This is a genomic window from Streptomyces abyssomicinicus (assembly GCF_008974245.1).
Lineage (GTDB): Bacteria > Actinomycetota > Actinomycetes > Streptomycetales > Streptomycetaceae > Streptomyces > Streptomyces abyssomicinicus.
The window spans coordinates 1,592,885-1,607,476 of the sequence record NZ_BBZI01000005.1 but is presented as its reverse complement, the minus strand read 5'-3'; the positions used below and the strand labels follow the sequence as shown (position 1 = coordinate 1,607,476).

10 protein-coding genes are annotated in these 14,592 nt (G+C 74.0%); 2 read left to right on the top strand and 8 right to left on the bottom strand.

Going from position 1 to position 14,592, the window contains the following annotated elements:
- Positions 1-165: 165 nt before the first annotated feature.
- Positions 166-2,433, bottom strand: coding sequence for a catalase (locus GBN72_RS06780; RefSeq protein ID WP_151770656.1), 2,268 nt, complete (start codon positions 2,431-2,433; stop codon positions 166-168).
- Between the two features lie 321 nt (positions 2,434-2,754).
- Between GBN72_RS06780 and GBN72_RS06775 the strand changes: the two genes are divergently transcribed.
- Entirely contained in the window at positions 2,755-4,116 is a 1,362-nt protein-coding gene (locus tag GBN72_RS06775) for an FAD-dependent oxidoreductase (RefSeq protein WP_151770655.1), read from the top strand.
- 180 nt (positions 4,117-4,296) lie between these two features.
- On the top strand, positions 4,297-4,719 hold the full coding sequence (locus tag GBN72_RS06770; RefSeq protein ID WP_151770654.1) for a PPOX class F420-dependent oxidoreductase: 423 nt from the start codon (positions 4,297-4,299) through the stop codon (positions 4,717-4,719).
- Positions 4,720-4,807: 88 nt separating this feature from the next.
- Here the strand turns inward: GBN72_RS06770 and GBN72_RS06765 are convergent, their stop codons facing one another.
- The 7 genes from GBN72_RS06765 to GBN72_RS06735 all read right to left on the bottom strand — a co-directional run bounded on the left by GBN72_RS06765 (position 4,808) and on the right by GBN72_RS06735 (position 14,562).
- Positions 4,808-6,088: an ABC transporter substrate-binding protein gene (locus GBN72_RS06765; RefSeq protein WP_151770653.1), complete on the bottom strand. Its 1,281-nt coding sequence runs from the start codon at positions 6,086-6,088 to the stop codon at positions 4,808-4,810.
- Complete coding sequence (locus GBN72_RS06760) at positions 6,085-7,233, bottom strand: branched-chain amino acid ABC transporter permease (RefSeq protein WP_151770652.1); 1,149 nt, start codon at positions 7,231-7,233, stop codon at positions 6,085-6,087. The genes GBN72_RS06765 and GBN72_RS06760 overlap by 4 nt, the downstream gene beginning before the upstream one ends.
- The gene (locus tag GBN72_RS06755; protein ID WP_151770651.1) at positions 7,226-8,122 is read right to left on the bottom strand and encodes a branched-chain amino acid ABC transporter permease; all 897 of its coding nucleotides are present in this window, start codon (positions 8,120-8,122) and stop codon (positions 7,226-7,228) included. The genes GBN72_RS06760 and GBN72_RS06755 overlap by 8 nt, the downstream gene beginning before the upstream one ends.
- On the bottom strand, positions 8,119-9,072 hold the full coding sequence (locus tag GBN72_RS06750) for an ABC transporter ATP-binding protein (RefSeq protein ID WP_151770650.1): 954 nt from the start codon (positions 9,070-9,072) through the stop codon (positions 8,119-8,121). The genes GBN72_RS06755 and GBN72_RS06750 overlap by 4 nt, the downstream gene beginning before the upstream one ends.
- Complete coding sequence (locus GBN72_RS06745; RefSeq protein WP_151770649.1) at positions 9,069-9,947, bottom strand: ABC transporter ATP-binding protein; 879 nt, start codon at positions 9,945-9,947, stop codon at positions 9,069-9,071. The genes GBN72_RS06750 and GBN72_RS06745 overlap by 4 nt, the downstream gene beginning before the upstream one ends.
- 376 nt (positions 9,948-10,323) lie before the next feature.
- Entirely contained in the window at positions 10,324-11,595 is a 1,272-nt protein-coding gene (locus tag GBN72_RS06740; protein WP_151770648.1) for a PucR family transcriptional regulator, read from the bottom strand.
- 207 nt (positions 11,596-11,802) lie between these two features.
- Positions 11,803-14,562, bottom strand: a complete 2,760-nt coding sequence (locus GBN72_RS06735) for a helix-turn-helix domain-containing protein (RefSeq protein WP_151770647.1) — start codon at positions 14,560-14,562, stop codon at positions 11,803-11,805.
- Positions 14,563-14,592 lie beyond the last annotated feature (30 nt).

The following is a 14,592-nucleotide window of genomic DNA, read 5'->3' as shown; positions in this document are numbered from 1 at the left end:
GGTGATCGTCCGGTGATGCTGGGCTCGTGCCCCGGCTGGGGCCTCCCATTCGTCCTGGTTTCGGCCGACGGCCGGCATACCGGCCCCTGGCCGCGGCGGGAGGCCGGGCACGAGCGGCGGCGGCCCCGCTGCCCGCGGGGCCGCCGCCGTCGGGCGCCGCGCGGGTCAGACGGTGGTCGGGAACCGCTCCCAGACCCGGTGGCTGCCCATCAGACGGCTGAGCTTCTCCAGGGTGGCCGGGCCGTTCGCGCCGACGACGACCCCGGGCGCGTCGGCCGGGACGCCGGCGGCGGCCAGTGCGGCGTCGCCGCCGCCCCAGGCCCCGATCGCCTTGCCGTGCCGGAAGGCCTCGGCGAGGAGCAGCGCCACACGGGGGTCGATGGGGCCTGCCTGTCCCGCGGACGGGGTGGCCTTGGCGTCCCGGGCGCCGAAGGCGTCGTTGCCGACGGCGGGCGCACCGACGACCATCACGGCGTCGAACTCGGTGGAGCGCGCGGTGACGAAGGTGCGCTGGGGCTTGAGCCCGCCGCTGCCGAGGGGGCCGCCGGTCGGGGCGACGACCAGCGGCACCATGCCCGCGCCGAGCACGGCCTCCCGCACGGCGGCGACGCCGTCGAGGTCGGCGTCGGGCGCGGCGACGATGCCGATCATGCGGCCGTCGGCGGGCCACACCTCGCCGACCTGGGAGAGCGCCGGGCTGGGCCGTACGTCGGCGAGCGGCACGGTCGGCTCGGGCGCCGGCAGGCCGAGGCCCTCGGCGACCTTGGAGCACAGCACCGGGTCGATGTTGGCGAGGACCTGGAGGTTGCGCTCCTTGATCGCCTGCTCGTAGCACTTGCCGAGTTCGAAGGTGTAGGCGGCGATGATGTGTTCGCGCTCGATGGGGCTCATGGAGAGCCAGAAGCGCCGCGGCTGGCTGAAGTGGTCGTCGAAGGTCTCGGACTGGGCGCGGACCTTCACCGACTCCGGCAGCTGCACCGGCACGTCGACGAAGGCGCCCGTGTCGGCGCCCGCGGTGAACGGGCAGCCGCCGTCGAGGGAGTTCGGCCGGTAGGGGGCCACGCCGCGGTGGACGGCGGTCTGGTGGTAGCCGTCGCGCTGCATGTCGTTGACCGGGGCGTGGGTCCGGTTGATCGGCAGCTGGTTGAAGTTGGGGCCGCCGAGACGCGTGAGCTGGGTGTCCAGGTAGGAGAAGAGGCGGCCCTGGAGCAGCGGGTCGTCGGTGACGTCGATGCCCGGGACCAGGTGGCCGACGTGGAAGGCGACCTGTTCCGTCTCCGCGAAGAAGTTGGAGGTGTTGCGGTTGAGGGTGAGCAGGCCGATCGGCTGGACCGGGGCGAGCTCCTCGGGGACGATGTTGGTCGGGTCGAGCAGGTCGATGCCCTCGAAGATCTGGTCGGGGGTGTCGGGGAAGGTCTGGATGCCCAGCTCCCACTGCGGGTGGGCGCCCGATTCGATGGCGTCGAAGAGGTCGCGGCGGTGGTAGTCGGGGTCCACCCCGTTGACGATCTGGGCCTCCTCCCACACCAGGGAGTGCACACCCAGCTTGGGCTTCCAGTGGAACTTGACCAGGGTGGTCTCGCCCGCCGCGTTGACCAGCCGGAAGGTGTGGACGCCGAAGCCCTCCATCATCCGGTAGGAGCGCGGGATGCCCCGGTCGGACATGTTCCACAGCGTGTGGTGGGTGGCCTCGGTGTGCAGGCTGACGAAGTCCCAGAAGGTGTCGTGGGCGCTCTGGGCCTGGGGGATCTCGCGGTCCGGGTGGGGCTTGCCCGCGTGGATGACGTCCGGGAACTTGATGGCGTCCTGGATGAAGAAGACCGGGATGTTGTTGCCGACCAGGTCGAAGACGCCCTCGGTGGTGTAGAACTTCGTCGCGAATCCGCGGGTGTCGCGCACCGTGTCGGAGGAGCCGCGGGAGCCGAGGACGGTGGAGAACCGGACGAAGACCTCGGTCTCGATGTCCTTGGCGAGGAAGGCCGCCTTGGTGACGGAGGCGGCGGTGCCGTAGGACTGGAAGACCCCGTGGACACCGGCGCCGCGGGCGTGGACCACGCGCTCGGGGATGCGCTCGTGGTCGAACTGCATGATCTTCTCGCGCAGGTGGTGGTCCTGGAGGAGGACCGGGCCGCGCGGGCCCGCCTTGAGCGAGTGGTCGGTGTCGTACAGCCGTACGCCCTGCGCGGTGGTCAGGTAGGCGCCGCCCTGGGCGACCTTCGCCTGGTCGACGCCCGTGGTCTGCCCGGTGGGCGAGACGGTGGCGGGGCCGCGCTGGTCGGGCTTGGGGGGCAGCGGCTCCCTGGGCTCGGTCGGTTCGGCGACCGAGGGCGACTCGGGGCCGGGCTTGCCGGGCACGCCGTCCTGAGGGCCCGTCGCGGCGGGTTCGCCGGTGATCTTCTGGGCAGCCCTCTTGAGGGGATTGCTCTCGCTCATGCCTGGTGGATTCCTTCGCTCTCGCCTGTCGCGGGCCGCCGGAGGCGGCAGGACCTCACCTGATCTGGTGACACGGAGCGACGGAACAAAACATGAAATCACCAGAATGATTTCCCTATGCAGCCATTTGCCGACGGCCGGCACGGCACCCCGGGAGGACGTCCGGGGGGTGGCGGTACGATGATCAAGCGACCCCCTGCGCGACGGACGCCCGCATAAGCCGAGCTTATGGGTCCATAAAGCGGACCCGCATTCAAGGTAAGGCTTGCCTTAGCTTAGGCTTTCCCACGAGTCAGTTCACCGCTCGAAGGGAAATCGCACATGTCCCGCCCCCTGCGGGTAGCCATCGTCGGGGCCGGTCCCGCCGGCATCTACGCCGCCGACGCGCTGCTCAAGTCCGAGGTGGCCGCCGAACCCGGCGTGTCCGTCGACCTCTTCGAGCGGATGCCCGCCCCGTTCGGCCTCATCCGTTACGGCGTCGCGCCCGACCACCCGCGCATCAAGGGCATCATCACCGCGCTGCACCAGGTCCTCGACAAGCCCCAGATACGCCTCTTCGGCAATGTCGACTACCCCAACGACATCACGCTGGACGACCTGCGAGCCTTCTACGACGCGGTCGTCTTCTCCACCGGCGCCACCGCCGACCGGGCGCTGCCGGTCCCGGGCGTCGACCTCGACGGCTCCTACGGCGCCGCCGACTTCGTCTCCTGGTACGACGGCCACCCCGACGTCCCGCGCACCTGGCCGCTGACCGCCGACAAGGTCGCCGTGCTCGGCGTCGGCAACGTGGCCCTCGACGTGGCGCGCGTCCTGGCGAAGACCGCCGACGAGTTGCTGCCCACCGAGATCCCGGCCAACGTCTACGACGGCCTGAAGCTCAACCAGGCCAAGGAGATCCACGTCTTCGGCCGCCGCGGCCCGGCGCAGGCGAAGTTCAGCCCGATGGAGCTGCGGGAGCTGGACCACTCCCCCAGCATCGAGGTCATCGTCGACCCCGAGGACATCGACTACGACGAGGGCTCGATCGCCACCCGCCGCGGCAACAAGCAGGCGGACATGGTCGCCAAGACGCTGGAGAACTGGGCGATCCGCGACGTCGGCGACCGCCCGCACAAGCTGTTCCTGCACTTCTTCGAGTCACCGGTGGAGATCCTCGGCGAGGACGGGAAGGTCGTGGGGCTGCGCACCGAGCGCACCGCGCTGGACGGCACCGGCAACGTCAAGGGCACGGGCGAGTTCAAGGACTGGGACCTCGGCGCCGTCTACCGCGCCGTCGGCTACCTGTCGGACGCGCTGCCCAAGCTCCCCTGGGACGAGGCCACCGGCACCGTCCCGGACGAGGGCGGCCGGGTGATCGAGAACGGCGAGCACCTGCAGTCCACCTATGTCACGGGCTGGATCCGCCGCGGTCCGATCGGTCTGATCGGCCACACCAAGGGCGACGCCAACGAGACGGTGTCGAACCTGCTCGACGACCACGCCAACGGCCGGCTGCACACGCCGTCCTCCCCCGCTCCCGAGGCCGTGGAGGCGTTCCTGGCCGAGCGCCAGGTGCGGTACACCACCTGGGACGGCTGGTACCGGCTGGACTCCGCGGAGAAGGCGCTGGGCGAGCCGCAGGGCCGCGAGCGCGTGAAGATCGTGGAGCGCGAGGACATGCTGCGGGCCAGCGGCGCCTGAGCGGCCGCCCCGGCGACGTGACGAAGGGCTCCCGGCTCCGGCCGGGGGCCCTTCGGCGTGTCCCCGCGGACTCGGGGCAGGTGGTGCGGGACCCCGGCGGCCCGATGTGGCAGCGTGACCGGGCGACGCCCCGTCGAAGGATCCCGCACGGCCCCGCTCGTGCGACGAGGAGGAGAGACGATGTCGAAACCGCCGCTTCCCGAAGCAGCGATCACCATGCTGGAGAAGCCCAACCCCGCGGTGATCACCACCGTCCGGGCGGACGGCCAGCCGGTCTCCGCCGCCACCTGGTACGTCTGGGACGACGGCCGGGTGCTGGTCAACATGGACGAGGGCCGCAAGCGGCTCGAGCACATCCGCAACGATCCGCGGGTGACCCTCACCGTCCTGGACGAGACCAACTGGTACTCCCACATCACCCTCATCGGGCGGATCGCCGAGATGCGCGACGACACCGACCTGTCCGGCATCGACCGCCTCTCGCGCCAGTACCTCGGCAAGCCGTACTCCGAGCGGGGACGAGGCCGGATCAGCGCCTGGATCGAGATCGACCGCTGGCACGGCTGGGGCTCCTTCCGCGACAGCGGCCAGGCCGCCGGCTGACTGAGGACGCCCCGGCGGCGCGCGGCGGCCCGCGCCGGTGTGGCGCGGGCCGCCCGCCGTGCCGCCGGCCGCCGGCGGACCGGGTGTGTCAGGAGCGGCCCTTCTCCTTCAGGTACTCCTCGACGCCGGGGGCGACGGCGGCCTCCTCGACGATCTCGGCGCCGCCCAGCGCGTCCTTGGACGGCTTGAGCACGTAGTTCTCGACCGAGGCCGGGCGCTCGACGTCGCTGAAGTCCTGCGGGGTGCCGAGACCGGTGTCGGCGTCGGCGAGCTGACGGTGGGCCTTGACGACGTCCTCACGGGCCAGGCTGCCGTTGTCGCAGGCCTTCTCCAGGGCGAGGCCGAGGAGCAGGGCGGTGTTGTAGCCGGAGAGCACACCGGTGTCGACCGGGGCCTTCGGGTAGGCCTTCTGATACTTGGCCACCATGTCCTTCACACCCGGGATCTCCGCGTTGACCGCGGGGGCGGCGCTGATCATGTGCAGCATGCCCTCGAGGGCCGGGGCGGCCTCGGAGGCCATCAGCTGCGGCGAGTAGCCCGGGATGTTGGAGACGACCGGCACCTGGAGGCCGCGGGAGGCCGCGACACCGACCAGGGAGGCGGTCTGCACCGGACCGGCACTGATCAGGATCGCCTTGACCCCGGCCTTCTGCAGGGCGGCCACCTGGGCGGACAGGTCCTGGTCGGTGGGCTTGATCTTCTGCTCGACGATCTCCAGGCCGGCCTTCTCCGCGGCCCACTTCGAGCCCTCCAGGGCGTTGGCGCCGTAGTCGCCCTCGAAGTAGACGTGGCCGATCGTGTCGCCCTTCTCGATCCCCTTGGCGCTGGTCAGGAAGTCGACGCCGGCGATCATGTCGACGTCGTAGGTGGTGCCGGTGACCTGGACGGGGTCGATGCCCAGCAGCGAGGCGGACCATGCCTGCGGGTAGGTGAGGATCTGGTCCTTCCCGATGTCGTCGACCAGTGCGGCGACCACCGGGGAGCCGATGACCTGGGAGAGGGCGACGGAGTCGGGCGCCACCTCGGAGTAGGCGGCGACGGCCTTCTGCACGTCGTAACCGTGGTCCTTGACGGTGATCTCGATCTTGCGGTCGCAGATGCCGCCCTGGGCGTTCACCTCGTCGGCCCACATCTTCTGGGCGTTGGTGATGGACTCGCCGAGCGTGGCGTAGGGGCCGGTCAGGTCGGTCAGCGATCCGATCCTGATGGTGGTGTCGGTGACACCCGGGCCGCCCTTGACGCCGCCGGCGCCCTCCTCCCCCTTGGGGTCCTCGGCCTTGCTGCTGCAGCCCGCGACGAGCAGCGCCGACAGGGCCGCGGCGACGGTGATGCGGGTGGCGCGACGGTGCGCACGGGGCGTTGCGTTCACGGGGTGTGCTCCTTGACTGGAACGGCGGGGAGGGTGGTCGGTGCGGGATTCACGGGCTCGGCGAGCCCGGGTTCGGGGGGTGGCGGGGACGGCTCGCGCCGCAGCCGCAGCCGCAGCCGCCGGACGAGTCCGTGCAGGCCGTCGGGGGCCCACAGCAGGATCACGACGATCGCGGCGCCGTACAGGTAGCGCGAGGCCTCGGTCGGGCCGAGCGAGCCGTCCGCGGAACCGGGGGCGGCGACCAGCGGGAGCTGGTCGGCGTACTTGGCCATCACCAGCGGCAGGGCGGTCACGAAGAAGGCTCCGGCGACCGCGCCGCCCACCGAGCCCAGCCCGCCGATGACGATCATGGCCAGGTAGTCGATGGAGAGGACCAGCCCGAAGTAGTCGGGCACCACCCGGCGGAAGGACAGCGCGATCAGCACCCCGGCCAGACCGGCGTACATCGAGGAGACCACGAAGGCCGAGGACCGGTAGCGGGCCACCGGGACGCCCATCACGGACGCGGCGGTCTCGCTGTCGCGCAGCGCGACCAGGGCCCGGCCGGGGCGTCCGCGCAGCAGGCCGCGGGCGGTGAACCAGGTGAAGGCCAGCAGCGCCAGGCCGAAGTACCACAGGCGCTCCTCGGCGCCGAACGGCACGCCCAGCACCGCGAGGTCGTCGTGTCCGGAGTCGAGGACGAGGCCGCCGATCTCCATCGGCTCCACCGAACGGCCGTTGAAGCCGCCGGTGACGCCGTCCATGGTGAGCATCAGGTGGTGGCCGACGAAGACCAGCGCCAGGGTGGCGATGCCCAGGTACATGCCCTTCACCCGGCCGGCGACCGGGCTGAAGACGCCGCCCGCGGCACCGGCGAGCAGGACGGCCAGCACCATGGCGACGACCGGCGGGAGGCCCAGGCCGGGGTCGCCGGAGAACCAGACGTAGCCGTAGGCGCCGACGGCCAGGAAGAAGGCGTGACCCATGGAGAGCTGGCCGGCGGTGCCGGACAGCAGGCTCAGCCCGACGGCGCCGATGGCCGCGGCCATGGAGAACAGGCCGATCCGCAGCCAGTAGGACTCCAGGTAGAACGGCAGGGCGCACAGGACCAGCAGCGGGAGCAGCAGCCCGGTCAGGCGCAGCAGGGGCTTGGCGGCGTCAGACACGGACCGCTCCCTTCGCGCCGAAGAGTCCGTTGGGCCGCACCAGCAGCACCAGGATCATCACCACGTAGGGGGCGACGTCGCTCAGCCCGTCGCCGAGGACGTGCAGGTCGCTCTGGTAGGTGATGACGAAGGCCTCGGTCAGGCCGATCACCAGGCTGCCGGCGAGGGCGCCGACGGGTGAGGCGAGGCCGCCGAGGATGGCGGCGGGGAAAGCCTTGAGGGCGATCTGGCCGGTGGTGCGCTCCAGGCCGGTGGCCGGGAAGGCGGCGAGGAACACCGCCGCCAGGGCGGCGAGGGCGCCGGCCAGGCACCAGGCGAGCATGCGGGTCCGGCCCAGCCGGACGCCCTGGAGGGCGGCGGCCTCGGTGTCCTCGGCCGCACAGCGCAGCGACAGGCCCCAGCGGCTGTACCGGAAGAGGGCGAAGACGGCGCCGATGACGAGCGCGGAGACGGCGACGGCGGCCAGCCGGCTGTCGGGCACGGTCACCGGTCCGAGGGTGCGGACCTTGTCGCCCCACGGGTCGCCGAGCGACAGCAGGTCGCCGCCGATCCGGCGGGCCAGGTCGGTGACGAGCAGGATGTCGATGCCGATGGTGACGATGGTGGCGACGTGGGCCGCCTTGGGGTCCTGGGGCAGCCGCTGCAGCAGGACCCGGTCGACGGCGCCGGCCAGCGCGGCGGTGGCGAGGACGCCCACCGCCAGGGCCGCGGCGAAGCCCAGGTGCTCGTGGAGCACAGCGGTGAGGTAGCCGCCGAGGAGCAGCATGGAGCCGTGGGCGAAGTTCATGACGTGCGACGCCTTGAAGATGATCACGAAGCCGAGCGCCACCAGCGCGTAGACCGCTCCGAGGGCGAGGCCCGCGAGGAGGGTGTCGAGCAGGCCTGTCATGCCGCTTCCTTTCCAGGCGTTCCGGGGCCGTCGCCCTCGGGGCCGCTGTTCTTGGCGCCGGAGGGCTCGGCGCCGGTGTTCCCGGCCCGGGTGCTGTCGGCGGCTCCGGTGGTGTCGGCGGCTCCGCTGTTGTCGGCGGCTCCGGTGCTGTCGGCGCCGGTCCCCAGGTAGGCGCGCAGCACCTCGGGGTCCCGGCGGACCTCGTCGGGGGTGCCGTGGGCGATGCGCCGGCCGAAGTCGAGGACGGTGACCTCGTCGGCCAGCCGCATGACCAGCCCCATGTCGTGCTCCACCAGCACGATGGAGAGGCCGAGCCGTTCGCGCACGGTGCGGACGACCTCGACGGCCGCGGCCCGTTCGGTGGTGTTCATCCCGGCGACGGGCTCGTCCAGCAGGAGGACGCGGGGCTCCAGGCACAGGGCGCGGGCCATCTCGACGCGCTTGCGGTCGCCGTAGGACAGCAGGGCGACGGGTGAGTCGAAGTGGCGCTCCAGGCCCACGAGTTCGGCGATCTCGCGGGCCCGGGCGAGGTGTGTGCGCTGTTCGCGGACGGCGTGCGGCAGGTGGAGCGCGGAGGAGACGAAGCCGGCGCGGGTGAGGGCGTGCCGCCCCAGCATCAGGTTGTCGCCGACGGTGCCCTCGGTGGTGACGATGTTCTGGAAGGTCCGCGCGACGCCGAGGGCGGCGATCTTGTGGGGGGCCAGGCCGGTGAGGCGCTGCCCGCCGTAGCGGACGCTGCCGGAGGCCGGCCGGTAGAGGCCGGAGAGGACGTTGAAGCAGGTGGACTTGCCGGCGCCGTTGGGGCCGATCACGGCGTGGACCGAGCCGGGGGCCACGGTGAAGGACACGTCGTCGAGGGCGGTCAGCCCGGCGAAGCGGACGGTGACGCCGTCGACCTCGAGGGGCTGGGGCGCCTGGGCGGGCCCGGTGGCGGTCGTGCGGGGGTTCATGCCACGCCCCTCTCCGTGCCGGCGGGGGCGGCGGCGCCGGTCCCACGGGTCCCACGGGTCTCACCGGTCTCACCGGTCTCACCGGTCTCACCGGTCTCACCGGTCCCACCGGTCTCACTGGTCTCACCGAGGTAGAGGCGGCGGACGGCGTCGGTGCGGGCGAGCTCGCCCGCCGGGCCGGAGAGGCGGACCTCGCCGACCTCCAGGACGTGGGCGTGGTCGGCGAGGGCGAGCGCCATGCCCGCGTTCTGCTCGACCAGGAGGACGGAGGTGCCCTGGGCGTTGATCTCCCGGATCACGTCGGCGATCCGCTCGACCATTTGCGGCGCCAGGCCGAGGGAGGGCTCGTCCAGCAGGAGCAGCCTGGGGGCGGCCATCAGGGCGCGTCCCATGGCCAGCATCTGCTGTTCGCCGCCGGAGAGCAGGCCGGCCTGCTGCTTGGTGCGCTCGGCCAGGCGGGGGAAGAGCGCGAAGACGCGGTCGCGGCCCTCCTTGATCCGCTCGGGCGTGCGGCGGCCGAGGCCGAGGCCGCCGGAGCGCAGGTTCTCGTCCACCGTGAGACCGGCGAACACCCGCCTGCCCTCCGGCACCTGGACGACTCCGGCGCGCACCGCGGCGACCGGGTCCTGTCCGTCGAGGGCGGTGTCGCCGTAGCGGATGCCGCCCGCGGTGACGGCTCCCCGGTGCAGGCGCAGGGTGCCGGACACCGCGCGCAGCAGGGTGGTCTTGCCGGCGCCGTTGGCGCCGAGCAGGGTGACGACGCTGCCGGGCGGCACGTCCAGACTCACGGAGCGCAGTGCGGAGACCGCGCGTCCGTAGGTCACGTCGAGGTTCTCCACCCTGAGGGTGGACGCCTCGTCCGATGCTCGGGGCATCACTGCTCCTTGATTGCGTGCCGCGCGACCGTGGCCGGGGCTGGGGCCGGAGGTGGCCGGCCCTGACGGGACCGGGGCCTGGGCACGGGGATCGTGGTTCGTCCGTGCGGGTGTTCCGTGCGGAGGTTCCGTGCGGAGGTTCCGTGCGGGTGCTCCGTGCGGAAGTGGTGCTCAGATCAGCACGCGCGCAGGGTGCCGGTACAGCGGAAAACCCGTGCTCGCGGCGGTGTACCAACGGTTGCGGGGGCGGGTTGTGCGGGTGCCCAGTGGGCGTCCGGGCGGTGCCGCCGGCGGGGCGCACGACAGTGCCCCGGACCGCGGTCGGGCGGTCCGGGGCACGGTGGTGCGCGGTGGCCCTGGTGGGGCCGGCCGGCGGTCAGGTGCGCAGCAGGCGGCGTGCTGCCAGGGCCAGGCTGACCTGGACGACGTCGGTGGGGCGGGTGAGGGAACGGCCGGTGAGCTGCTCGCAGCGGCGGAGCCGGTTGAGGACGGTGTTGCGGTGGCAGTAGAGGCGGGTGCCGGCCCGCTGGGCGGACCCTCCGCACTCCAGCCAGGCGGCCAGGGTGTCCAGGAGCAGGTCGCGGTCGGAGGGCTCCAGCCGCAGCAGCGGGCCGAGTACCTCTTCGGCGAGGGCCCGGCCCAGCTCGGGGCTGGAAAGCAGCAGGGCGGAGGGGAGTTGTTCGTGCAGCCGGACGGAGCCGCCGGTCTCGGGACATATGCCGAGTGCGGCGTCGGCGTGGCGGCGGGCGTCGCCGAGGGCGGCCAGGCCGTCGACGGGCAGGCCGACGCCGACGCGGGCGCCCTCGGGGGCGCCGGGGGCGGGGGCGAGGCGGCGCAGTGCGTCGTCCGCCTCGAGCAGGACGATCCCGTGGTCGACGTCGACGCCGGTGTGCCAGTGGACCCGCATCCCGGCGGGGACCGCCGAGGCGCGGGCCGTGGCGCTCTCGGCGGCGGCCCCGGCGCTGACCGCGACGACGGCGTAGCGGCCCTGCTCGGGCAGTCCCAGGGCCTCGGCCGCCTCGGGGAGGTCGGCGATGCGGCTGGTTCCGTCGAGCAGGGCGGCGGTGAGCAGGCGCAGCCGGTTCTCGCGACGCCAGGCGAGACGGCGTTCGACCTGCCGGTAGGCGTCGGCGACGAGGGTGCAGTGTTCGTCGACGAAGTTCCAGACGTCGGCGGCGACATGGACCAGGAGGCGGACGTCGTCGGGTGCCCGACGGGAGGTCTCCTCCACGAGTCCCTGCCAGACGAGGGATCCGCCGAGGCGGAAGGCGTGCAGCAGGGCGTCGAGCGGGAAGCCGTGTTCGGCGCGGGTGGCGCCGATCCGCCACGAGCAGCGGCGGGCCTCCTCGCGGGCGGTGCGCGGGTCGAGCAGGGAGGCGACGCTGTGCCGCAGTGAGCCGTGGGCCTCCTGCCAGGTGGCGGCCGGGTCGGCCTCCATGGCCGCGCGGTAGGCGGGTTCCTGCTCGCGCAGGGCGGCCACCAGCCGGTCGGTGAGGTCGGGCAGGTCGTCCTGCATGGCCCGGGCGCCCCGGTGCAGCACGCGGAGCGCCTCCGCGTCGGTCAGTGACCGGAAGCGTGGTGAGCGCGGCTGCGGCACGGCGGGTGCCGTGGGGCGCAGGGCTCCTCGTGACCGTACGGCTTGGTACATCGCGATCCTCCTCCGAGGTCGGCTCTCCCCGGCAGTACGCGTGCGGCGGCCCTGTGCTGCGGCCCCGCGGTCCGGGGGCCGCGGTGCGGCCGTCACCTGACTGGTCCTGACACGAAGAATGACATACCGTCCGGTCGGTCCCTAGAGGTGTGCAGCTAGTTGCTCATTTGTTACCGACGGATGTCCGGGATCGCGCGGTCGGGCGGGCTACTGCTCCCGCCCGACCAGGCGGGCGAGTTCGACGCGGGAGCGGACACCGAGGGCCGCGAAGACGTTGCGCAGGTGGTGGTCGACGGTGCGGGTGCTGACGGACAGGCGCTGGGCGACCTCCCGGTTGGTGTCGCCCGACGCCACGCAGCGGGCGATCCGCTGCTGCTGGGGCGTCAGCCGGGCGAGTGCGCCGTCCTGCGGCGCGGCCGGCGCCTCGCCGTTGGCCCTCAGCTCCGCGCGGGCCTGGTCGGCCCAGGCGCCGGCGCCGCAGCGCTCGAAGATGTGCAGGGCGTCGCGGAGCCGCCCGCGGGCCTCCCGGGGGCGGCGGCGACGGCGCAGCCACTTCCCGTAGAGCAGCTGGGTGCGGGCCTGTTCGAAGTCGCCGCCGGACTGCTCGTGGAGGTCGAGGGCCCTGCGGTAGAGGGTGTCCGCGGCGTCGGGGTCGTCCGGCCTGGCCAGGAGGGCACGACAGCGGGCGAGCTGGGCGGGGGCCTGCGGGTCGGCCCCGAAGTCGGCCCAGAGCGCGAACTCCTCCACGACGATGCGGGCCTCGTCCAGGCGGGCGGCGAGGACGGCCGCCTCGACGAAGCAGGGCATCACCAGCGCCCGCACGGCGAAGTGCCCGCCGGTGCGCCCCGGCCTGACCAGCGGGCCCAGCCGGGCGGCGGCCTCGGAGGGGCGGCCGCGGCCCAGTTCGGCGCGTCCGGCCGCCCATTCGGCGAGGGTGGCGGTCTGGGCGAGGCCGTGGCTGCGCGCGGTGGCGAGGGCGGCGGACGCCTGGGCGGTCACCTCGTCGACGTCGCCCTCGATGGAGGCGGCGAGGGCGAGGACCGCGCGGTGGTGGGCCGCGGTGTTGCGCCGCCGGGAGTGCAGGGCGCAGCGCAGGCCCTCCTCGGCGTGGGCGCGGGCCCGGGCGTGGCGGCCGGCCCGCAGTTCGGCGTAGGCGAGGTACTCGAGGGTCTGCGGCACGAAGGCCTCGTGGCCGCGGGCGCGGGCCGCGGCCAGGGCCCGGGCCCCGGCACGGCAGGCGGTGTCCACCTCGCCGAGCAGCAGGGCGGCGGTCGCGGCGCGCTGCAGTGCCTCGGGTTCCTCCTGGGTCCAGCCGTGGTCGAGCACCCGCCGCAGCGGGCGGGCGGCGTCGGCGAGGCGGGCCTCGAGGATGGCGCGCATCCCGGTGAGGTAGTCGCGGACCGGGTCGGGCCGGCCGGGGCCGGGCTCGGGCGCGGTGGCCGACGCGGTGGCGAGCGCCGACAGGCAGCCCGTGAGGTCTCCGGCGGACCATGCGGCGTCGGCGGCGGCGACGGTGGCGGCGAGTGCCAGGGCGGGTGCCTCGCCCGCCAGCAGGGAGCGGGCGAACAGCAGCGAGGCGTGGGCGTCGGCGACGGGGCCGTCCCCCAGCGTCATGACGCCGCGCAGGAGTTCGGCGCGGCCGCGGACGGTGGCGCGGGCGTCGGGGCCCTGGGCGTCGGCGAGCAGGCCGCGGGCCTGTGCGGGGCGTCCGGCGAGCAGGGCCTGCTCGGCGGCGGCGGTGCGGCGTTCGGCGCGCAGGGTGGGTCCGGGGGTGAGGTCGGCGGCCCGGGAGAGGGCGGCGGCGCGCTCGAGGCGGGAGGCGTCGGTGGCGGGGTCGAGCGCGGCGCGGGCCAGGTCGCCGGCGAGTGCGGGATCGGGGGCGCTCACGGAGTGCGCGAGGTGGAGCAGGGCGGGCAGGCGGTGGCCGTCGGCGGTCAGGACGGCGGCGAGCGCCCGGTGGGCGGCGCGGCGCCGGCCGGGGCTCGCGGTGGCGTGGACGGCGCGGCGTACCAGGGTGCCGGTGAAGCGGAGCCTGCCGTCGGCGAGCACGATCAGGTCGGCGGCGCGTTCCGCCCGGGCCTGGGGCGGGGCGGCTCCGCCGAGGCGGGCCGCGGCGCGGAGCACCAGGTCCGCGTCGACGCCGGTGCGTCCGTCGGGCGGCGCGGTCCCGTGTGCCACCGCGGCGGTGAGCAGGAGGTCGTCGAGCCCGGCGGGCAGGCCGCTCAGGCTCTCCCCGACCACCGAGGCCAGGACGTCGGCGTCGGCCAGGGGGCGGGGCAGGGCGGCGGCGCCGGTCAGTTCCTCGCTGGTCAGGCGGCGGACCAGGGCGTGCAGCAGGGCGGGGTTGCCGTCGGCCTCGGCCAGGAGTTCCTCGCGCACGCCGGGGTCGACGCCGCCGGGGACGAGGTCGGCCAGCAACTGCCGGGCGGCGGCCCGGGGCAGCGGGCCCAGGCGCAGGACGGGCAGGCCCGCGAAGTCGGGGTCGGCGGCGCGGTGGCCGGTGACGGAGATCAGCAGGCCGGCCCGGCCGGCGGCGTGGAGGCGGCGGGCGGCGAAGCCGAGGGCGGCGCGGGAGGGGGCGTCCCACAGGTGGGCGTCGTCGACGCAGAGCAGGAGGGGGCCGCCCGCGGCGGCGGCTCTCAGCAGGTCGAGCAGCCCTTCCGGGGTACGGGGGGTGCGCGGCAGTGCGGCGCCGGTGCGGGCGGCGGCGCAGCGCACGGCGTGCACTCCGCTGTAGGGCAGGCGGGATTCGGCGGCGGCCGCGCCGACCCGCAGGACGGGGCCGGCGTCGAAGGAGCGGGCGACGTCCTCGAGGAGGGTGGTGCGCCCGAGTCCCGGTTCGCCGGCCAGGAGGAGGACGGCGCTCTCGTCCTCCAGACGGTTCGTCAGAGTGGCACGGGCCGCTCGCAGTTCCTCGCCACGGCCGTGCGTTCGCGGGGGGTTGATGACGGTCGTCTGTCCGGTCATTCCCGGGATGTTACGGAGGAGTAAAGCCCG